Raw genomic sequence first — 21,319 nt, forward strand, 5'->3', positions numbered from 1 at the left:
CAAGAAGAAGAGGACATCCATGGAGTTGACGTACGAGAACACCAGCCGGTTCGTGGCCACCCCCTCGGGGCGGATCCACCTCAACGTGGCCGGCCCGGCCGACGGTGAGCCGCTGATCCTGCTGCACGGCTCCGGCCCGGGTGCCACCGGCTGGACGAACTTCTCGAACAACATCCCGTTCTTCGCCGAGAAGTACCACGTCATCGCGGCGGACATGCCCGGCTGGGGCGAGTCCGACCCGGTCACCTGGCAGGAGCGCAACCACCCGAAGGCCGTCGCCGACCTGATGGACGCGCTGGGGCTCGAGAAGGCCACTCTGATCGGCAACTCGATGGGCGGTGGCACCACCATCCGCTTCGGCTACGAGCACCCCGAGCGGGTCAACCGGCTGATCACCATGGGCTCGTCGTCCGGGTCGACCACCCTGTCCGGCCCCGGCGGGCTGTCCGAGGGCATCAAGATCCTCCAGCGCGGCTACCGCGAGCCCTCGTTCGCGGTGATGAAGGAGCTCGTCAACGTGATGACGTTCGACAACTCCTTCGCCACCGACGAGCTGATCCAGGGCCGCGCCGACATGGTCACCGCGCAGCCGGAGCACAACCGGAACTTCCTCGACGCCATCGGCAAGCGCGCCGTGGTGGAACTGGACCAGGCGAAGGTCCGGACGATCCAGGCCCCGACGCTGCTCTTCCACGGTCGCGACGACCGGGTGGTGCACTTCGAGCACAGCCTCCGGCTGGTCTCGCTGGTCCCGAACAGCCGGCTGGTGCTGATCAACCGCTGCGGACACTGGCTGCAGATCGAGCACGCCGCCGAGTTCAACCGCCTCGTCGACGAGTTCATCACCAACAACTGACTCCGTACGCTCATCCGACCGGAGGGCGGGACATGACCGACAGCGCCCGGCGTGGGCCATCACCGACACGATGGCTCCGTCGGGCGCTGGGCATTTCCGCACACCGGGCGACCCCGCAGGGGCCCGACGGGCACCGTACGCCCGGCCGGCCTCGCGACCGGACGTCGGCGTCACCGCCGCCGGAGCCGCTGCCACCGCTGCGGGTCACCACCGTCGACGCGCTCGAGGAGGGCAGCGCCCTGGTCGTCGACGGCGCCGTCAACGGCACCGGCGAGGACATCGCCGTCTTCCGCAGCGGCGGCCACTTCTATGCGCTGAACGACATCTGCACCCACCGCTACGCCTCGCTGTCGGACGGCTGGATCGCGGGCGACCGGGTGGAGTGTCCGGTGCACCAGGCCTGCTTCTCGCTGCGCACCGGGGAGGCGCTGTGCCCGCCGGCGACCGTGCCGGAGCCGACCCACCGGGTCGAGGTGCGCGGCGATGAGGTCTGGCTATGGCCCGGCCACCCGGCCGACCGTCCCGGGCAGGAACCAGACGGACCGCCCGGACGGAACGCGGAGCCGGGGCCCGGCGGCGGCGCCCCGGGCCGATCCGCCGGGACATCGCTGTGATAGCGTGCGGGCCAAGAATGAGGCACGGGGGGACGAGGAAGCCGGTGGGAATCCGGCACGGTCGCGCCACTGTGAGACAAGTCAGGAACTCGTCCGCCGTGTGACAGCCAGCCGACGATCGGGACGCGTCATCCCGGAAGGACACATCGTGCACATCGCTGAGGGGTTCCTCCCCGCTTCACACTGCATCGGCTGGGCGGTCGCCGCCACCCCTTTCGTCGTCCAGGGCGTCCGCGCCACCGTACGTCAGGTCCGTGAGCACCCGGAGAACCGGGTCCTGCTCGCCGCCGCCGGCGCCTTCACCTTCATCCTGTCGGCCCTGAAGATGCCGTCGGTCACCGGCTCGTCGTCGCACCCGACCGGCACCGGGGCCGGCGCGATCCTCTTCCGGCCACCGGTGATGGCCTTCCTGGGCGCGGTGGTGCTGCTCTTCCAGGCCCTGCTGCTCGCCCACGGCGGGATCACCACGCTGGGCGCCAACATCTTCTCGATGGCGATCGTCGGGCCATGGGTCGGCTACGCCGCGTACGTGGCCCTGAAGAAGCTGCGGACACCACTGGAGATCCAGGTGTTCTTCGCGATGGCGCTGGCGGACCTGTCGACGTACGTCGTCACCTCGTGCCAGCTGGCGCTGGCCTACCCCGAGCCCGGCTTCGGCGCCGCGATCGGCAAGTTCCTGACCATCTTCGCCGTCACCCAGGTCCCGCTGGCCATCGTCGAGGGCCTGGTCGGGGTGATCCTCTTCCGCGTCCTGCGCACCATCGCCGGGCCCGAGCTGATCGGCCTGGGCGTCCTCACCGATGAGCACGACGCCTCCGCGAACGGGGTGACCATCAGTGCCTGACCAGCCGCTCAGCGTCGGCCCCGCCTCCGCTACGCCGGCCGCGCCGGGCGCACCGGCCGCGCCCGGCGCACCGGCCGCGCGCGCCACACCGGCCACACCCACACCATCGACCGCCTCCGCCCCCTCGACCCAGCGCCGGTGGGTGACCTGGGCCCTCGCCGGCCTGGTCGTCGTGCTGCTCGTCGTCACCTTCGCCATCGCCCGGAGCCGCACCCCGGGTGCCGAGTTCGGCGGGGCCGACTCCAACGCCGTCGCCGCCCTGGAGGAACTCGGCGTGAAGCCGTGGTTCGAGCCGGTCTTCGACACCGGCAGCCCGGAGATCGAGTCCGGGCTGTTCGCCGCCCAGGCCGCCCTCGGCGGCGCGATCCTCGGGTGGGCGATCGGCCGTCTGCAGTCGCGCACCGCGATCCGCCGCCTCCAGGAGGGCCGCCGGACCGACGTGGAGCAGCTCACAGTGCCCGCCGATGACCCGGTCCCCGCTGTCCCGGTCCCCGCTGTCCCGGCCCCCACCGGCGAGGTCGTCACCGGCCGGGTCGTCACCCGTCCGGTCGTCACCGACAAGCACTGACCGATGGCCTTCTCCGTCGACGGGGCTGCCTGGGGCAGCCCGTGGCGCGACGTGGCGGTCGCCGACAAGGCCCTGCTCGTCCTGGGCACGCTCTTCATCGGGCTCAGCACGCCGGCCTGGCCGGTGGGACCCGTCATCGCGGTCGGCCTCACCGTCGCCGCGCTCCGGCTGGCGAGGGTCCCGTGGAGCACCTGGCTGGGTGCCCTGCTGCTGCCGGTCGCCTTCGTCGTCACCGGCGTGCTGTCCATCGCGCTGCAGGTCGGTGCGCTGTCCCCGTCCGCCACGGTGTGGTGGAGCGCCGGCCCGTTCGCCCTCACCGCCGAGTCGGTGGCGCGCGCCGGGACGGTCCTGGGGCACAGCATCGCCGGCACCTGCGCGGTGATCCTGCTGGCCGTCTCCACCCCGATGGTCGACCTGGTCGACGCCGGCCGGCGGCTGCGGATCCCGGGCCCGGCCCTGGACATCGCCGCGCTGATGTACCGGCTGCTGTTCGTGCTGTGGGACTGCGCGGTGACGATCCGCCAGGCCCAGGCCGCCCGGCTGGGCTACGTCGGTTTCCGCCGGTCGCTGCGGTCGTTCGGCTCGCTCGCCGCCGGCGTACTGGTCCGCGCCTGGGAGCGGTCCCGCCGGCTGGAGCAGGGGTTGGCGGGTCGCGGCTACACCGACGACCTGCGCACCCTGCAGCACGTACGCCCCCATTCCCCGGTGTTCCTCGCCCTCACCATCACCTGGCTGCTGGCCCTGCTGGCGATCGGGACCCAAGGATTCGGACTGCTGCCATGAGCCTCACCACCCATCGGCTCGCCGCGGGATATCCCTCCCGGGGCCGTGTGCTGTCGGAGGTGGACGTCGAGATCCGCCCCGGCCACCGCACCGCCCTGCTCGGGGCGAACGGCTGCGGCAAGACCACCCTGCTGGCCTGCCTGTCGGGCGCGATCGTCCCCGAGCACGGCGACGTCGTCGTCGACGGCGCGGCACTGCGGCACAACCGCCGCGGGCTGATCGACCACCGCCGCCGGGTCCAGCTGGTCCTGCAGGACCCTGACGACCAGCTGTTCAGCGCCGACGTCAGCCAGGACGTGTCGTTCGGCCCGCTCAACCTCGGACTCACCGACGACGAGGCGCAGGCCCGGGTGGCGGAGGCCCTGGAGCTGCTCGGGGTCACGCACCTGGCGGCCCGGGCCACCCACCAGCTCTCGTACGGTGAGAAGAAGCGGGTCGCGGTGGCCGGCGCGGTGGCCATGCGCCCGGACTACCTGCTGCTCGACGAGCCCACCGCCGGGCTCGACCCGGACGCGGTCGAGGACATGCTGACCGCCATCACCCGGCTGGAGGACTCGGGCACGACGGTGATCATGGCCACCCACGACGTCGATCTGGCCCTCGCCTGGGCCACCACGGCGATCATCGTCACCGGCGGCCGGACCACCCAGGGGCCGGTCGAGGAGCTGCTCGGTGACGACGACCTGGTCCGGGCGGCGCACCTGCGAACACCCTGGCCACTGGACCTGGCCAAGCGGCTCGGCTGGTCGGCGCGCCCTCGCGGGATCGCCGACGTGGCCGACCTGCTGGCGGCGGATGCCTCGACGCGAGCCGTCCCCGAGTAGCTCGGCGCAGGTCCACGTGCGGTGGCGTGGTTCCCTGCCCGGGGTCGGAGTGCTCGCCCGGCGTGCTCGCCCGGCGTCCCCGACCGGCTGCAGTGGGATCAGGGCAGGTGGCGCGTCCGGTAGAGGTGCGAGTCGGGGAAGTCCTCGGCGTCGAGGGCCCAGCCGACGATGATGATCGCGGCCTGCCGCAGCCCGTGCTGCTCGACGGTGTCGGCGACGTCGGCGAGGGTGCCGCGGATGATCAGCTCGTCCGGCTGCTCGGCGCGGGAGACGACGACCACCGGGCAGTCGGCGCCGTACTCGGGGATGAGGGTCTCCTGCAGCTCGCGGACGAAGCGGATCGCCAGGTGCAGGACGAGGGTGGCGTGGGTCTTCGCCAGCTCCGCGAGGGACTCCTCCGGCGGCAGCTTCGTCGAGGCGCGCTGGGCCCGGGTCAGGATCACGGTCTGGGCGACCTCGGGGACGGACAGCTCCTTGCCGACCAGCGCGGCCGCGGCCGCATAGGCGGGCACCCCGGGGGTGACGTCCCAGTCGATGCCCTCGGCGTCGAGCCGGCGGGTCTGCTCGGCAACGGCGGAATAGATCGACGGGTCGCCGGAGCACAGCCGGGCGACATCGCGGCCCTCCGCGGTGGCCCGCTTCATGATCGCGATCTGCTCGTCGAGGTTGACGACCGCGGTGTCGACCAGCTCGACGCCGTCGGGGCAGTGGGCCAGCATCTCGTCGGTGACGTACGTCCCGGCGTAGAGGCAGACCGGGCTGGCCCCGATCAGGCTGGCCCCGCGGAAGGTGAGCAGGTCGGCGGCGCCGGGGCCGGCTCCGATGAAGTGGACGGTCACACGATCTCCTCGGCGGTCGGCGGATGCTTGGTGGCGGACCATTGGACCACGGGCCGGGCCGGCTTCCAGCCGGTGAACCGCCCGATCGGCTGGCTCGTCTCGACCGACAACCGGGTCAGATCGCCGCCGTGGCGCTGCCAGGCGTCGATGATGGCCTGTTCGGTCTCCAGGGTGACGGTGTGGGCCACGAGGCGCCCGCCGGTGCGCAGGGCGTGCCAGCACGCCTCGATCACCGCGGTGGTGGCGCCGCCGCCGATGAAGACCGCGTCGGGGGTGGGCAGATCCCCCAGCCCGCTCGCCGCGTCGGCCTGCACCACCTGTAGCTCGGGGACGCCCAGCCGGTCGGCGTTGCGACGGATCCGGGCGGCCCGCTCGGGGTCACGCTCGACGGCGATCGTCCGATTGCGGCGATCGAGGCGGGACCATTCGATGCCGACGGACCCGGCGCCCGCGCCGACGTCCCACAGCAGCTCCCCGGGGCAGGGGCGCAGGTGGGCCAGCGCCGAGGCCCGGACATCCCGCTTGGTCAGCTGCCCGTCGTTCTCGAAGTCCTCGTCGGGCAGCCCGGGCGCCAGCGACAGGCCGACCGGGCTCGCCCCGGCCGAGACGGCGACGTCGAGACAGAGCACGTTCAGCGCCGGGACCGTGTCGTAGGGCCAGTCGGCGGCGAGACCGTCGTACCGGGCCTGCTCCGGCGCCCCGAGGTCGGCCAGCACGGTCATCCGGGTGGCCCCGAAACCCTCCGCGCGCAGCAGCTCGGCGATGGCGGCGGGCGTGCCGGCGCCCCCGGACAGCGCGATCACCCGGTTGCCGGGCGCCAGGTGCCGGCGCAACCGGTTGACGTCGCGCCCCACCAGGCTGACGAAGTCGCAGGTCTCCTCCGGCCAGCGCATCTCGGCCCGGGCCAGGGCGAGCGACGACGCAGCGGGGTGGATCCGGACGGCGTCCGGGCCGAGCAGCCGGACCAGGGTCGAGCCGATGCCGGAGACCATCGGGTCACCGGAGGCCAGCACCACCACCCGGCGGTCGGCGACCGACGCCATCAGGCCGGGCAGCGCGGGGCGCATCGGTGACGGCCACGCGATCAGCTCGGCCCCCACCCCGAGGGCGCGGGCCATCGCCAAGTGGCGCTCACCGCCGAGCACCACCTCGGCGTCGGCCAGCAGCCGTCGGGCCGCCTCGTCCGGCCCGTCCGCCCTCACACCCACGACCTCGATCACGGGTTACACCCTAACGGCGTCCCCTTCCCCGGCCCACGCGGCGGCCGGGATACGCACGAGTCGGCGGTCGGTGTCGCCGAGCCCGGAGCGAGGCGGCCTGGCGGCCGCCACCCGACCTTTTGTCTGAATCAAATCTTCCAATGGCCTTGCTGGCATAGATCCCCTATCTATACCTGTTATCTGGCTCTTGGGACATCCGGTGGGGATCAGTGGGTGAGGCCTCTGGCGGCGAGGAGTATGCGGAGGCGGTAGTTGTGGCGGTTGCGGTAGCCGCGGGCGAGGCGGCGGTGGAGTTCGATGACCCCGTTGATGGCCTCGGTGCCGCCATTGTTGGCCCGGCCGGTGGTGAAGTAGGCCAGGAACGCTGTCCGCCAGCGTCGGAGGGTCCTCCCGAGTCGGGCGACCTCGGGGATCGGGCAGGTGTGGAAGGAGTCCAGGATCTTCTCCGCACGGCGGCGTCCCTGCGCGGTGTCGGCTGTCTTGTAGGCGGCCCGCAGGTCCTGGGCGCAGCGCCACGCGACGTAGACCTCCACGTGGGCCTCGTTGCCGTCGACAGTGGTGGCGAGCCGGGCGTACTGCTTGTCGGTGAGGTTCTCCGCTCCTGCCCGCAGGATCGTCGCGATCCCCTGCAGCGGATCCCCCTTGCGGCCCCGGTGCCCCAGGGTGGCCTGCTGGACACGTCGACGGACCTCGTCGACGACCTGGGTCCCGAGCTTCACGACGTGGAAAGCGTCCAGGACGGCGGTCGCGTCGGCGAGGTGGTCATCGATCGCTGCCTTGTAGCCGCCGAACGGGTCCAGCGCCGCGACACCGATCCCTTTGCGGAAGTCGTTGCCACGGGCGGTGAGCCAGTCGGCGTAGGCCTTCTTCGACCGTCCCGGGACCAGGTCGAGCAGACGGGCGTGGATCCGGCCGGTCGCGTCGCGAGTCAGGTCGACCATGCCGGTCAGCTCCTTCGAGCCTGCCAACCTGCCTGCCCGCATCGCGACCATCCTTGGCGGCGGAGCCGGTCGACCGTCCCTGACCGGCTGCAGGCCTCCAACGAAGCGCCCGAAAGCAGCCACGACACGAAAAGGCAGGCCTGTCCCTTACAGAGATTTAGCTACCCAATAGAGGAATAGCACCACTCGAGGAGCCAACACGGAGAACAGGGCGGGAAGACCCGCCCACGCCCCTGAACACCTCGATCGCCCGCCCAGCACTACAGAACCCGACAGCCCCCGACCCACGAGGCCGGCACCAAGCCAGGCCGACGACCGCAACACAATCATCCACAGGAAGCCGATCAACGCGAGCACGCTGGCCGTGCCTCTTCACGCTCTCCCGGTGACAGTCCCCCGGTCACTGCGCTTCGTCGTCATCGGCGCCACCTCCTGGGTTCTGCCAGGTCTCCAGGTCGATCCGCTGGCGCTCCAACTCCGCCACCTGCCCGTACGCGGCCTCCAGCACCGCCAGAGCCCGCAACGCCGCGGCCCGACCGGCCGGATCAATCCGCCCACTCAACCGCACCAGGGTGAAGGCCGCCCCCACCACGATCGTCGCCGCATCGATCGGCCCACCCGGCTCCGGCACGGCCTCACCACCGTCGGGCAGGTCAAGGTCCTCCAACACCCCCTCAAAACCACTCTCAGCCAACAGGTCGGCCACCGTCATGTCATCAGCGAGTTCGTCGACCCGCTCCGACCACTCCGTCAACAGATCGGCACCCTCATCGGTCCCGAACGGCGCAAACTCACCGGCCGGATCCTCATAGATCGGATCAGTGAAATGCGCCCGGAACCCCGGATCCGCCCACCCCAGCCATTCCTCGCCGTCGTCACCGGAAATGCCTTCGTCGTCCACGTCGTACGCCACCTCGCCACCCCCGTCGTCCCTTCCGTTTGCCACGCCAACTCCCTGATCCACCCCGCCGCGAGGCGCGCGCCGCACCGGCCCTCGCCCGCGGCCGATGTCCGACGCCGGCAGCACCAACCGACGTGCCCCACCCCCGAGCCCGAACGGGTCCAAGGCACTGATCTCCACCGACCCGTCCCGCCGGATATCACATTCGCCGCACTCCTCCCGGGCATAGACCCAGGCCGGCATGACCAGTCGCTCCTCCTCACTGCCCCGCACCCCGGAGGCGGTCTCCTCCTCCAGCCGGCCGAACACCCCCTCCCAGGACTCCCGCACCCGCAGCCTCACCGGCCGCGTCTCCGTCTCCGGATGCAGCCCTGACACCCACGAGTACTCCGACACCAGGATCGACGCGTCCAGCGGATCCGCCGGGACCGTGCACACCGCCCGCCACCACGCCTGCAGATCCGCACACACCGACGCGAACGCCTCCGCCTCCGACACCTCGACCAGCCTTGGCGACACCCTCACCGGCAACACGCTCGACACGCCCCGCAGATCCTCCGGCAGCGACCGGCCAGCCAAACTCGGCCAGATATAGGCCTCCGGCTGCCGGACCCGCGCCTGGACAGCCCCCGCCCGCACCGCCTCATCGAGCCGGCTCACCACCGGCCCCGCAAGCCGACGCCACCGCGCAACCGCCGCAGCAACCCGCTTGCCCGTCGCGGCACCACCCCACGCCGGCGCAAGCTGCACATGCCGCAAGGGAAAGTCCTCCACAGCCCTCACCGCCTCCGGAGCCAACTCCCACAACGAAGGAACCTCCCGCTCCACCCGCCGCCCCAACGCCGCCAGCGCCTCCGACACCAACCGCCAGAACCACGCCCGACACTCCGCCTCACTCAGCGACCCAGGGGTCGACGTCAAGGTGCCAACCTCGGCCCGCCAAGTCTTGAGATCTCGATCCCACCGGAGCGCGATCGGCTGACTGTGAATATCCAACAAATCCAAAGAAACGTAGGGACGATTTTCTTCAGGACCCCGCAACGCATCCCAAAAATCCGTACGTAGCGCCAGCCTGTGAATATCTTCCGGAAACCCGGAAACATCACCCGCACCACCAACGACATACGAGACGCCAACCATGAACGCCAAGTCAGAATACCGCACCACCACGCAAACATTTCACTTGCAGCTGTAACGCTGACCTATAGGACAATGCCCCCACTTAGTGCGATAGCGAGAGATGTAGCCATACTCGAGAACCCGGGCATTATAGTAACCTCGAACATTCCTGCGCAAGACCTTGACGTCACACACCTCCCCCGTCATTCTCCGACATCTCGATTTCTGACCATTTGGGCGAGAAAGGTTGACGGCAGAGGAGATTCCATACTTATATGTTCGACTGTTATGTCTGCCGCCGTAAGTGATTTCGTAGACGATGTAGGACTTGTTGGATCGGTAAGAAGTCCGCTGGGGGACGGGGAACTACTCTCGGCTCGACTCTCGACTTACTCCGGGAATCCTGTACGACTCCTGAGGAGCGCTGTGCTCCCGATATTGCCGTTCCCGCATTCGACCTCACTGAGGAGGCCTGGTAGACCAAGTATCCAGCGTAGGCGACTGTGGCAAGCGCGAGCACGATGAGCACCGCCCACCCGATGGGTCCGACACCGAGGAGGGCAGGTGCAGCAGCCAAGGCAGCAGCAAATTCGCCGGTGAAGTCAGAATCGTTGACCGGGTCGTTGGTGTAGGCGTAGTTGTTGTCGGTGCCGCCTTCTTGGGGGTCGATGGAGAGGAAACGCCCCAGTGCCGCGACGTAGAGGCGGGCACCCATCTGGGTGATGCCCCCAGCGATCGGGCTGGTGTCGGTGTCGGTGAGCTTCTCGTGTTGGCCGACGTAGCCGTAGGTGGTGCCGGCGGCGGTGTTGCGCGGGGTGGCCGTCGGGTTGAGCGCGCCGACGGGTTGAGTGATCGGGGTGGGAAGGACCTCCCCGAACGGGCCGGTCATGAACGCGCTGATCAGGGCCCCAAGAGCGTTGACGGTCGCGAACACATCACCGTGGAGGTTCGGCAGACTGTACGTAGTCGCACCGACCCCGGTCACGCCAGTATCGATCGTGGCCAGGACGTCACCGGGCAGCGTGAGGTACTTCTGCTTCACCACACCCGTGGCATCGGTCACGAAGTCCGGGGCATCACCGGCTCCGGTGAAGCCGTATTTGACCAGGCTGGTCGTGGCGCCGTTTTGCCGGTGTTCGCGGGCGATGATCCGGTCCTGCGCATCACGGCTGAACAGCGTCTGGGTCGTGCCCGACGTGATGGCCGTGTTCCGGTCGCCGGCGTCGTAGCCGAACCCGGTCCGGTGGCGAGTATCGCCCAGACCGGTGGTGTTGCCGTGGCTGTCGTACACGGCGGTTGTCACCACCACTTTCTGTCTTCATCTTCCCAAATAAACTCCAATGACATCTTCTTGAAGAAATCGTCAAAACTACTGAATGTCAATTTCGACATCTTATCTTGCGCAAATCGAATCAAATCGTTCTCATTGAATTCCTCCTGAACCAGGAATGCGCCCTCCTTTCCGTAATAACTGGAGGATATTCTCTCGAGGTAGTGCCTATTGCATGCGACAACGTAGAACCACTCGGCAACCCCCCGATTTCTTAGCCTGTCATAGAGATTCAATGCACGCCACTGAGCCCACCCTCTACGACAGTCAATTCTATGAAGAGACTGAGGCTCTTTTATGAGCCCCCTAAATTCGAATTCCTGATGGACGAACTCCTTGACCATCTCCCCGTAGAAGTCGCCCCAGTCCTTGAAGTCAAGCTCTCGCACTTTCCTACGAGCAAATTCGGTTAACGTTCCAATGTCAAGCTCATCTTGAATGAGGAACGCGCTTCCCTGTCCCGGGAAGTCAGTGGGCACCTTCATTTCGAAGTAGTAGCGGTTACACGCGAATACGTAGAACCATTCATTTATCGGCTCACCCCGTTCTGCGTCGACAAGCTGCAATAGTCGCAGCTCGGCCCACCCCTTACCTCGGTCGATCTCGACGCGTGACCCCTCCCTTAACAGTCCCGATAATTCTACAGCCGCCACAGCCCCTACCCCTCTCACCAGAACCGGCTCACAACAAGATGTCCGTCTGCAAATCTGTTGGGAACAGCCGAACGATTTCTTCGACAACGGAGGAGTTTCAAACCGCTCGAAATTCATGACGCGCTTGCCGGCGTACCTTCCGTCCGCTTTACCGGCGGGCCCCCGCATGCCTCGAAGTCCGTGACTTCTGAATCTGCACAGTCTTCCAGCGATATGCGCCGCACTGCGATTTGTTCTTCCTAACGAATAGCCCGACCATTCGCCTCTATATCTGGCCGCCTTTGATGCAATTTGACCTCCTCGGCCAACCGCGCCCATCACCCCGCCGATTGCCCCGGTAATTGCTCCCTTGACTGCGCCGCGCGCTGCGGCCTTACCCAATCCGCTCCAAGAGAAGGCGCTCCTCGCCTGAATAGCATATGTGCCCGCACCAATGGCGGCACCGGCCAGTGCCCCAGCAACAACGGCGCAACCGATGCCAGCTGAGGTTGACCCCGGATCCCGGACAGGTGGTTGGTTGGTCAGGCTGCCAGTGCGAGTTGGCGGCGTTCGTACTCTAGCGGGCTGAGGTAGCCGATGCCGGAGTGGCGTCGGCGGGCGTTGTACCAGCCGTCGATCCACGCGTAGGAGCCACGGCGGGCGGCGTCGATCGTGGCGAAGACGTGCCGGTCGTAGTACTCGTTCTTGAAGACCGACCAGAACGATTCCGCGGCCGCGTTGTCCCAGCACACCCCGGTGCGCCCCATCGATCGCAGCACGCCGAGCTCGCGAGCGACGTCGGCCAGTTGCCCGCCGGTGTACTGGCTGCCCCTGTCCGCGTGGAAGATCACCTTCCGGGGCAGTTCCCCACGCAGGGCGACGGCCTGCCGCAGCGCGTGCTCGACGAGATCGGTATGCATGCTGTCCGCCACGTGACGGCCGAGGCCCCGGCGGGTGTGCCCATCCCGGACCACGCACAGGTACGCCCACCCCTCACCGGTGCGCAGGTACGTGACGTCGCTGAACCAGGCGACATCACGCTCACCCTGGTCGAACTCCCTCTCGACCAGGTCCGGGACCGGGAACGGGTCCTCCCCGTGCACGGTGGTCGCCGGATGCCAGGTGCGCGGGCTGATCCCTGCGATCCCCTGGTCACGCATCAGTTTCGCGACCGTCTTCCGCGACACCACAACACCGGCATCCTACAAGTCGGCGCGGATCCGGGGCGCCCCGTACGTGCCGTCCGAGGCGGCATGGAACGCGACGATCTGCGCGGTCAGCTCCGCGGCCCTCTGCTGCCGGGCCGACGGGCCCGCGGCGACCCGGGCACGCCATTCATAGAACCGGCGCCGGTCCACACCGAGCAGCATGCACATCCACGAGATCGTCAAGGGCGTGGGGCCGGCCTTCTCCGCCTCGATCACCGCGAACCGCTCCTCGGGTTCTGCTTCGAGGCGAAGAAGGCCGCCGCTTTTCCCAGGAACTCGTTGTCCATCCGCAGCTCCAGGTCCTCGCGACGCAGGCGTTCCAGCTCGGCCCGCTCGTCGACATCCAACGGCGCGTCCCCGCCCGTGCGGGCGCGTTCGGCATGCACCCACCGGCCCAGCAACTGCTCGCCAACCCCGATCTCCCGCACGACCGCGGCGACCATCCGCCCGGTATCGATCACCAGGTGCGCGGCCTCACGCCGATACTCGGGCGTATACGTCGCCCTCTTCTTCTTACTCGTGCCCATCACGGACATCCTCCCCGACAAGCCCGCGAACACGCGGGTCCCGCCTGGTCAGTGTCCAGGAATCGGGGTCAACCTCAGGGACACCCCCTCACCGAACGAGATCGATGACTGTCGTGACCGCCATGAAGACAAAAATAGCCACCATGGTCAGCGCCATCAGGTAGTACGGAAGCATCTCCATGGAGTACCAGAGACCCTCCCCAGAGCGGATTCCCGCCCCGTGAACGCAGGCGGTGAGGTACGGGCGGCTAAGGAAGTGGAAGATGCTGATCTTGCCGGGATCCCCACCATCCTGCGTGGTCGCCTTCCATCTGCCGAGGAAGCCGAGCCAGCGAGACGCATAGTAGCACCCGAACACGATCCCCCATCCCAGCACCACAATTCCGAAGGTGATGTTGATCGCGAAGTACAACCACAAGCACGCTAGCGCCGCCCACGACGGCATCATGACAAATATCAAGGGCAGAATACGACGTGGCTCAGTAGAATCAAGCGGCCCAGCCGACTCGGGAGAACTCATCCCCAAACCCCACTTTCAAACTTCTAATAATGCCGCGCTCTGGGTCGCCAGAGTTCGCGCCCCCCACAGGGGCCCTATCGATCATCCCGAACAGACACCCACAACATTTCGACGCATCAGATCAATAGATCAAATCTATCAATCACTTCGAGCGGGACCTCCACCCATGCCGCACCCTCTTTCGCTTAATTCCATGGGAGAAAAATTTTACTTTTCTTCGAGATGCCCTAGGAGTTGACAGGGAGCACCAATCTTCCGAAACATTTCTCCAATGACCTAAAATAGGTTCGGCGACATCTCGAGGTCATCAATTACTTCGAGCGACACCCCCGCCCATTCAGCTACTTCCCTAGCCTGCCGCATCGCACGCGAGTTCTGACGGCGACGCTGATAGGGCCATGCATCCAGAGGTTCAAGCAATACAAAACTGCCATCGTCGAGAACCACGTACCCCAGATAACGCTTGAGAAGGAGTTCCGTAACCAAGTAACAGGCGAGCTGAACCTTGCAGATCCTCGATCGAGGAACCCGTCGAAACCAGAATTTCCTCAAATCAGCCTCACTCAATATTATCGAAATGTCTCCAACGAAGAAGAAATAGAGAATTAATGCCAAAGCCACCAGGGCCACCCCCAGAGTCCACGCTCGACTCATCAGCGCAGCCACGCCGAATGCCGCAGCCGGATAAATGAAGATCCCTCTAACCCCCGGAATGGGGAGAGTTGACAGAAACCTTCTCCCGCAAAAATTCAATTCCATCAAATTCTCCTCTCAGTGCCGATATCGAAGGTTTCGACGACGAGTACTCTGCCAACCTGTCTGCCAACTTGAATACAGCTTGGCGACAGAACCCCCATTCTTTCGCCAGTTACCATATGTCCAAGCCACTGTCCCCCCGCTCGTGAAAGCTGTGATGACCGCGCGACGGTGCCATCGACCTCCGGTGAATTCTCTGTATGCCGCCGTTGCTACTTTCTTCCGGCCTCTGGAAACGTACGACTTGCCGAACTGCGCGTATCGCCCTGCGAAGCCGAGGCCAAAGGAGGCTGCGGTCCAGATAGTGTCGGCGGCGATGGTTCGTCCGCTGCGTCGTATGGCCTGTCCCCATGTCCCGCCCTGTTGATGCGCTGCTGCCACGGTCGTGACAGTCCGGACTCCCCAGGCCACCGCCGTGACTGCCGCACAAGTAATGAGCCCGCCCACGATACAGCCTACTGTTGTGGCGATCCCCAGCCCCATTGAGATCACTCCCCGATTCTTCACCAGAAAGTCCAGGATACCGGTTCCGTCAAGATCGAATTGGTTGACCGGATCATTCGCATAGGCGTAGTTGTTGTCGGTGCCGCCCTCTTTCGGGTCGATCGACAGGAATCGTCCGAGTGTGGCGATGTAGAGGCGGGCGCCCATTTGGGTGATGCCGCCGGCGATGGGGCTGGTGTCGGTGTCGGTCAGCTTCTCGTGTTGGCCGAGGTAGCCGTAGGTGGTGCCGTCGGCGGTGTTGCGCGGCGTAGCGGTCACACCCTGGGCACCGGTGGGTTGGCTGATCGGGGTGCGCAGGATCTCCCCGAAGGGGCCGGTCATGAACACGCTGAGCAGGGCACCAAGAGCGTTGACGGTCGCGAACACGTCACCGTGGAGGTTCGGCAGACTGTAGGTGGCCGCATCGGCTCCGGTCGCGCCGGTGGTGATCGTGGCCAGGACGTCGCCGGGCAGGGCGAGGTATTTCTGCTTGACGGTCCCGCTCGCGTCGGTCAGGAAGTCGGGGGTGTCCCCACCACCGGTGAAGCCGTATTTGACGAGGCTTGTCGTGGCGCCGTTCTGCCGGTGTTCGCGGGCAATGATGCGGTTCTGCGCGTCACGGGTGAACAGCGTCTGGGTCGTGGCGGAGGTGATGGCCGTGTTCCGGTCGCCGGCGTCGTAGCCGAGATCGGTGCGGTGTGTCGCATCACCCAAGCTGGTGGTGTTCCCGTGGCTGTCGTACTGCGCGCTGGTAAGCGTCGAATCGCTACTGGCGATCAGTTGGTCGGCGTTGTTGTAGCAGTAGGTCGTCGCCTGCCCGTTCACGCTCTGGCTGGTCCGGTTGCCGTCCTTACCCGCGTCATACCCGGGCGTGGCCGGGCAACTCGTGTCCTGGGCGCCGAAGCCGTAGGCGTAGGCGTTGTTGCCGATCGTCGCGCCGGTCAACCGGCCCGCCTTGTCATAGGCGTAGGACTTCGCGACCCCGAGCTCGGTGCCGTTCTTGATGTCACCGCTGGTGTAACGGGTCACCTGGTCGGCCAGGGTCTGGCCACCCGACAGCGTGTAGGTGTTCCCATTCTCCCGGCCGAGGCTGTCGCGGGTGATACTGGACAGGCTCAGACCGGCCGGGTAGTCCACCTTCTGGATCCGGCTGAACTCGTCATAGGTCACGCTCGCCATCGTGGCCGTGTCGAGCTTCTGTGTGGTCAACCGGTCGAAGGAGTCGTACTCGAACGTCTCGGTACCCACCGGGCTGGTACGGCTGATCAACTTCCCGTAGAGGTCGAAGGTGTTGGTGGTGACCCTGCCCGTCGCGTCGGTGTACTTGAGGGGGCGGCCCAGCAGGTCGTTCTCCACGGTGATCGTGCCGGCCTCATCGGTCGTGGCGGTAATCAGCGGGTTGGCGCCGACCGCGTAGTCGTTGGTGATCGTCCGTCCCGGCAGCGTCTGACCGTTCTCGCTGCGGGCCGGGACCGTGGTGGTCGTGACCCGACCCCGCGCATCGTAATGGGTGCAGGTCCACGGGTCATTGTTGTAGCGGGTCGCCACCACCTCGCCGGACTCGTTGTAGATCGTCTCGGTCGTACGCCCGGTCGGCTCGGTCTTTCCCCTGGGTTGCCCGGCCTGGTGGAATGCCTCGACCGTCGGCGTGCACGGGTTGTCAGCCGTGTCGTTGGCGCCGTAGTGACGGTAGCTGGTCTGCGCCCCACCCGGCAGCGTCTTCGAGATCTGGCGCAGGAAACCCGCTCCCGGGGCCTCGTAGCCGGCCTGGGCGGTGTAGTTCAGACCGGCCGGATCCAATGTGGTGCTGGCGACCTGCCCGTACGCCGGATTCGCATACTGCGTCGTGCTCGTGACGTTGCCCGCTTGGGCGTCGTAGCCGGTCGCGCTGGTGGTCAGGCTGTAGCCGGGCCTGAGCCACGGGCCCCAATCACGCGTGCCGATCGTAAATCCGCTCTCATTGGGTATGCCGTTGCCTGAGAGGAAGATGTCGAAGGAACCTGGCGTGCCCACATGCCCATACTCGACCGCGACACGATAAGACTTCCCCGCAGTCGCATCAAACGTTACGGTCCAGTTGTTCTGAGCGTTCCCGTCCGTCTTCGTTCCCCAGTTGTCAATCAGCACGTGATCATCAACCGAGAACCGCAGACTGTCGTCGGACCACGCCTTGAAGGTGTAAGTGCCCGTGCTGGGGAAGGTGATCTTCCCGGTCGCTCTCAGTCCGTACCCATCGACGCCCGGAATGCTGGTGTCGGGCGTGATCGGCAAGGTAGAGCTCTGATAGTCGAACCGGGTGTTCGCCGGGTTGGAGTTCGCCGGAGCGGTCGGGCCGGCGTAGCCGAGTCGATTCAGGACCGGCGGGCCGGACATGGTCATGGTGGTGCTCTTGAGGTTATACCAGCTTGTCGAGAAACCGTTGATGTTCTCGTCGTAGCCGGTCGAGGTGTGCGGCACATTGGGTGCCTGTGCCGCCACCGGCCGGCGGTCGGCACCGAACCAGCCCGTCGGCGCGGGCCCGTAGCTATCGGTCGGCCGGTCCTCACCGTCATAGATCGTCGTGCTGGTGAGACCCGTCGCATCGGTTTCCGACAGTTGCAGATCCTTCACCGGATCCCACTCGGTGGTATTCGTCTTACCGGTGAGATCGGTCTCGCTGGTCGTGCGGAGCAGTGAGTCATATCGGATGCGCTTGCTGAACCCGTTCGGCTCGGCCGCACCCGTGATGTGCATCGCCGTCGTGCCGGGCGCATACGTGAGGGTGTGCTCAAGGCGGGTGTCGTTGGGTTGAGCTGCGGGGGCCTTCACCGCCGTGATGCGCCCGAGGCTGTCGTAGGACAGTTCGGAGGTGAGGGTCGCGTCGTTGGCCCGCACGCCCGCCGCGATCGCATCCGCCGCCACCCCGTCGCGAATACTCGTGATCCGCCCGACAGCATCGTAGGCATAATCGGTGATCTGACCGCCGGGGGCGACGATCCGGACAAGATTGCCGTTGGTGTCGTAGTAGAGGTTCGTGACGTCGCCATCGCTGGTCGTGAACGCGCACAGTTCCCCGGCGGGCGCGTCCGCGAAGCTCGATGTCAGGCCGAGCATGCTGGACGGGTTGTTCGTCCCGTTCTTGTCACAGATGTTGTTCTCGTCGTTGATGCCCTTGTAGTACACCGTGGCGAAGCGGGCACTGGTCACACCATCCTCGATCCGCACCAGCCGAGACGGATCGCCCGCGTAGGTGTATTTCAATGCGGCCGGTTGACGGTCGTCAGCCGGTGACGTGAGCGAGGTCAGTTTTCCCGCGGCATCGAAGAGGTATGTCTGGCCGTCAGCATCGATGAACGTGTAGGTGTTGTCGGGATTCTTCGACAGGTTGCCATCTTCGTTGACCGGGGGCTTGTATCCGCCGTCGGTGTAGGTGTACTCGTGGGTACTCCCGGTCGAGTCGTCGAGGACGACCGAGTTGTTCGAGGCGCGCAACCGTTCGTAGCCGACGTTGCCGTCCACATCGACACCGAGCTGCCACTGGTCCGGCACCACCGCGGCGCCAGGCGTCAACCACGTCGCAGGAATCTCCTGATCGCCGAATCCGTTCCCCTGGATCCGCAAATCGACAGCGGCAGCGCCACCGTGTTCGTACCAGTCGATCTGGATGGGCACCGCGGTGTTCGCCGGGAGCGAGACGCTGTTACCCCAGAAGGTACCGGATTGATCCTGCCACCGGTCCACCACGGTCTGCCAGGCGCCGGTGTTCACCTTGATCCGGATCCCGTCGTCGGACAACGCTCCCAACGTGTAGTCCCCAGCCGTCGGCACCGTGAGGTAACCCGTCCACCGGGCCATGAAGTTGTCCGCTTGGAGCCCCTGCGCAGCACTACCGGCACCAAAATTCAGGTTCATCACCGGATCCCGGCGCGCCAACATCAACCGAGACGGATCGGCGGCCGCCGCATCAAGATCGTGGGCATTTGAATCGTCGGTGTAGTAGCGCCCCTTCAGGCCGTACGACGGTGACTGATTCGACACGTTCGTGTAGAGCCAGTCCTGCGGCACCACTTGTTCGCTCACCGCACCCTTGACATAGAGACGCGCCGTCGCCGCTCCCGTCGCTTCCAAATAGTCCACCCGGATCGGGACGACCTGGCCTGCCCGCAGACTGACCTGGCCCCCGTACTGGACACCACCGCCACTGTACGCGTTGTCATAGACATCGACATCATTCACCCACACATGCATCGCGTCATCGTTGTCGCCACCGAATTGATAGCTACCCGTCGCAGGCGCCACAAACCGGCCTGTCCACCGGGTGTAGAACCAATCGGACCCGATATTGCTGGCCGGAGACCCCGCACCCCAGCCATAATCGATATTCTGATCGCGTCTGGTCAGACTCGGCTGCGTCGACGGCGCACCGCCACCGAACGCATAATTAGGGGCAACATTCCAGTATTCGCCGACCAGCCCCTTCTTCGCCCTGTTGGGCGTGTTGTAGGTGAGGCCCAATCCGATACTGCCGCCCAGCGCGTTCATGCTGTGCGTGGCAGCCGACAACGTCGCGTTACCGGTCGCCAGATCCGTCCCGACCGGGCCAATCGTGTCATAACTCTGCGTACTGTCCTTGCCGGCACGCAGGTCAACCCTGAACCGATGGACCCCGCCCTCCGTCTGCTGACCCGTCGCCGTCGTGTCGCGCGTGTACACCCGCCAGTAATACGAGGAGCCGTCCTGGAGCACCCCGTCCGGAATCGACCACGTGGGGCTTTCGCTCCAGTCCGAGTTGATGACCGCGCCGGTCTTGCCGTCGGTATTCGTCGCGACACTGAACCGATACTGCACCGGACCGTCCGGATCGGTGACAGGGCTGGCCTTCAACGTCGGCTGGGTATCGATGACGACCTGCCCGTCGGCGGGTGAGATAGCCGTCGCCTCTGGTGTGGGGGAATCGTAATTGATGTAGGCAACAATGTTCTGATACGGCTTGTACGTCGTATAGTTGCCCTCCTCGCCCCAAAGGCTCCAGGTGGCACCCCAGTCGCTGTTGTTGATGACCTGTTGAAGTCCGCCGGTGAAGTCAATATCGAAGTCGGCCGCTTGGTTCGTGGTGCCGACCTGTGTCCCTAGGCACCAGTAGCCAGTACAGTTGGCATGCCCCATATTTATCCACCGACCGTACACATCACCCCCGATACCAGCCTTGAAGTAGCCGTGCAGAGTTGCGTTCAGAATCTTTTTCCCCGCCAGGTCGTCATACGGGAAATTGATGTAGGACCGCCAGCTCTTCCAGCCGTTGTCGTACAACGCCCCAATGTTTGCATAGCAATTACTGCGGTCGCAACTGTAGCCATCGGATTTGAACATCCGGTAACTTGTCGCGTCTTTCCCGAGGCTCGGGTCAATGCGCATCGGGAATGAACCCGCCGGCTGCGCCTTCATCCAATCGCTGTCCAGCGAGATCGTGATGCCGTCCGCCTTCTCGGTCGGCGCCTGCGTGACACGCGCCTCACTGATCACCCCCCGATCCTGGAGGCCCAACGTGAGAGCACTGAAACTGTACTCTGCAGGCAGGCCCTCCACCGTCAACTCACCCTGCCGCGACGGATGATTGACGACCCTGCCACCTGTCACCGAAAAATCGAGCCTGGTCCGGGCATCCCTGTTCTTCAGGATGATGATCTCTTTGACCGATTCGCCGCGCAACTCGTACTCAAGGTCGATGTTCGGCCACGCCTCCCTGTAGATGACGCTCGTGCTGTTTTCCCGGACCGGCTTGACATCGTGCGCGCCGACCGGCCGCATCGCAATCGTCCTGCCAGCAACACCTACCGTGACGCCTTCCGAGAGCGGTTTGATGTCGGCACTCAGCGTGCCGGCCTTGCCCGTGAACTGCTCAGGATCCGGCGCCTTCGGCTGCCTGCCGCTCACCCTCTGCCACAAGGTGGGGGCAGGCGCTTGCCGCACCACCGGATCGAGGGAGTTGTCAATCGCCTTCCAGTCCGATCCATCCTTGTAATTGCGCTGATCGGCCGAATACTCCATCGTTTTCGTGCCATCATTGTTGACATACGTGGAGGTGAAAGCAGTACGCCTGCTGACATCCTCAGACCGACGGCCCTTCGGATCCTCAACCATCGGCTGCGGAGAAACACCGGTCTGCTGCGTCACGGCAGCTCGCTGCTGCACGTCGGCTGACCTGAGGGGATCAAGCTTGTAATTCGTATCAAACTTCTTCGCCGCGGCTGGCGGCGCCGCAACCGCCTTCACACCCGGCTCAACAAAATTGAACGTCAACACCACAACCAGAAGCAGAAGAATCCCGTGGGTGACGCGAGTCCCCCAACTCTCCTTCTTCTTGATCCCGCCCAA

15 protein-coding genes, 1 pseudogene and 1 riboswitch are annotated in these 21,319 nt (G+C 65.9%); of the genes and pseudogenes, 6 read left to right on the top strand and 10 right to left on the bottom strand.

Annotation, left to right across the window (positions count from 1 at the left end):
* The first annotated feature begins 19 nt into the window (after positions 1 to 19).
* The 6 genes from VB059_RS09110 (at position 20) to VB059_RS09135 (ending at position 4,489) form a co-directional block, all read left to right on the top strand.
* Positions 20 to 856, top strand: a complete 837-nt coding sequence (locus tag VB059_RS09110; RefSeq protein WP_323421707.1) for an alpha/beta hydrolase — start codon at positions 20 to 22, stop codon at positions 854 to 856.
* Positions 857 to 888: 32 nt separating this feature from the next.
* Positions 889 to 1,470: a non-heme iron oxygenase ferredoxin subunit gene (locus VB059_RS09115; protein ID WP_323421708.1), complete on the top strand. Its 582-nt coding sequence runs from the start codon at positions 889 to 891 to the stop codon at positions 1,468 to 1,470.
* Positions 1,462 to 1,582: riboswitch (cobalamin riboswitch) on the top strand. It overlaps the preceding gene by 9 nt.
* 36 nt (positions 1,583 to 1,618) lie before the next feature.
* Positions 1,619 to 2,314, top strand: a complete 696-nt coding sequence (locus VB059_RS09120) for an energy-coupling factor ABC transporter permease (RefSeq protein WP_323421709.1) — start codon at positions 1,619 to 1,621, stop codon at positions 2,312 to 2,314.
* Positions 2,307 to 2,882 carry an energy-coupling factor ABC transporter substrate-binding protein gene (locus VB059_RS09125; RefSeq protein WP_323421710.1) on the top strand — a complete coding sequence of 192 codons (576 nt, stop codon included), beginning with the start codon at positions 2,307 to 2,309 and terminating at the stop codon, positions 2,880 to 2,882. The genes VB059_RS09120 and VB059_RS09125 overlap by 8 nt, the downstream gene beginning before the upstream one ends.
* A gap of 3 nt (positions 2,883 to 2,885) precedes the next feature.
* Positions 2,886 to 3,665 (top strand): cobalt ECF transporter T component CbiQ, encoded by a 780-nt coding sequence (gene cbiQ / locus VB059_RS09130; protein ID WP_323421711.1) that lies wholly within the window; start codon positions 2,886 to 2,888, stop codon positions 3,663 to 3,665.
* Complete coding sequence (locus VB059_RS09135) at positions 3,662 to 4,489, top strand: energy-coupling factor ABC transporter ATP-binding protein (RefSeq protein ID WP_323421712.1); 828 nt, start codon at positions 3,662 to 3,664, stop codon at positions 4,487 to 4,489. Before cbiQ ends, VB059_RS09135 begins: the two co-directional genes overlap by 4 nt.
* Before the next feature lie 98 nt (positions 4,490 to 4,587).
* On the opposite strand, the gene cobM is transcribed toward VB059_RS09135, so the two are convergent.
* The 10 genes and pseudogenes from cobM to VB059_RS09195 form a co-directional block, all read right to left on the bottom strand.
* On the bottom strand, positions 4,588 to 5,328 hold the full coding sequence (cobM, locus tag VB059_RS09140) for a precorrin-4 C(11)-methyltransferase (protein WP_323421713.1): 741 nt from the start codon (positions 5,326 to 5,328) through the stop codon (positions 4,588 to 4,590).
* Complete coding sequence (cbiE, locus tag VB059_RS09145) at positions 5,325 to 6,548, bottom strand: precorrin-6y C5,15-methyltransferase (decarboxylating) subunit CbiE (protein WP_323421714.1); 1,224 nt, start codon at positions 6,546 to 6,548, stop codon at positions 5,325 to 5,327. Before cbiE ends, cobM begins: the two co-directional genes overlap by 4 nt.
* 206 nt (positions 6,549 to 6,754) lie before the next feature.
* Positions 6,755 to 7,531 (bottom strand): ISL3 family transposase, encoded by a 777-nt coding sequence (locus VB059_RS09150; protein ID WP_323421715.1) that lies wholly within the window; start codon positions 7,529 to 7,531, stop codon positions 6,755 to 6,757.
* Between the two features lie 358 nt (positions 7,532 to 7,889).
* Positions 7,890 to 9,539 (bottom strand): hypothetical protein, encoded by a 1,650-nt coding sequence (locus VB059_RS09155; protein ID WP_323421716.1) that lies wholly within the window; start codon positions 9,537 to 9,539, stop codon positions 7,890 to 7,892.
* A gap of 256 nt (positions 9,540 to 9,795) precedes the next feature.
* On the bottom strand, positions 9,796 to 10,812 hold the full coding sequence (locus VB059_RS09160; protein ID WP_323421717.1) for an RHS repeat-associated core domain-containing protein: 1,017 nt from the start codon (positions 10,810 to 10,812) through the stop codon (positions 9,796 to 9,798).
* Complete coding sequence (locus tag VB059_RS09165; RefSeq protein WP_323421718.1) at positions 10,809 to 11,492, bottom strand: hypothetical protein; 684 nt, start codon at positions 11,490 to 11,492, stop codon at positions 10,809 to 10,811. The genes VB059_RS09160 and VB059_RS09165 overlap by 4 nt, the downstream gene beginning before the upstream one ends.
* Positions 11,493 to 12,013: 521 nt before the next feature.
* Positions 12,014 to 13,206: pseudogene (locus VB059_RS14555) on the bottom strand (IS3 family transposase).
* Between the two features lie 88 nt (positions 13,207 to 13,294).
* Complete coding sequence (locus VB059_RS09185) at positions 13,295 to 13,618, bottom strand: hypothetical protein (RefSeq protein ID WP_323421722.1); 324 nt, start codon at positions 13,616 to 13,618, stop codon at positions 13,295 to 13,297.
* A 384-nt stretch (positions 13,619 to 14,002) separates the two neighbouring features.
* Positions 14,003 to 14,485 carry a hypothetical protein gene (locus VB059_RS09190; RefSeq protein WP_323421723.1) on the bottom strand — a complete coding sequence of 161 codons (483 nt, stop codon included), beginning with the start codon at positions 14,483 to 14,485 and terminating at the stop codon, positions 14,003 to 14,005.
* Positions 14,486 to 14,497: 12 nt separating this feature from the next.
* Positions 14,498 to 21,319, bottom strand: coding sequence for a PA14 domain-containing protein (locus tag VB059_RS09195; protein WP_323421724.1), 6,822 nt, complete (start codon positions 21,317 to 21,319; stop codon positions 14,498 to 14,500).

It is taken from the genome of Raineyella sp. (assembly GCF_034933565.1).
Taxonomy (GTDB): Bacteria; Actinomycetota; Actinomycetes; order Propionibacteriales; family Propionibacteriaceae; genus Raineyella.

Excerpts from the sequence above, each read along its gene's own strand:
- VB059_RS09110 (WP_323421707.1), top strand. The coding sequence starts at position 20 with ATGGAGTTGACGTACGAGAACACCAGCCGGTTCGTGGCCACCCCCTCG.
- VB059_RS09115 (WP_323421708.1), top strand. The coding sequence starts at position 889 with ATGACCGACAGCGCCCGGCGTGGGCCATCACCGACACGATGGCTCCGT.
- cbiQ (WP_323421711.1), top strand. The coding sequence starts at position 2,886 with ATGGCCTTCTCCGTCGACGGGGCTGCCTGGGGCAGCCCGTGGCGCGAC.
- VB059_RS09135 (WP_323421712.1), top strand. The coding sequence starts at position 3,662 with ATGAGCCTCACCACCCATCGGCTCGCCGCGGGATATCCCTCCCGGGGC.
- VB059_RS09150 (WP_323421715.1), bottom strand. The coding sequence starts at position 7,531 with ATGCGGGCAGGCAGGTTGGCAGGCTCGAAGGAGCTGACCGGCATGGTC.
- VB059_RS09190 (WP_323421723.1), bottom strand. The coding sequence starts at position 14,485 with ATGGAATTGAATTTTTGCGGGAGAAGGTTTCTGTCAACTCTCCCCATT.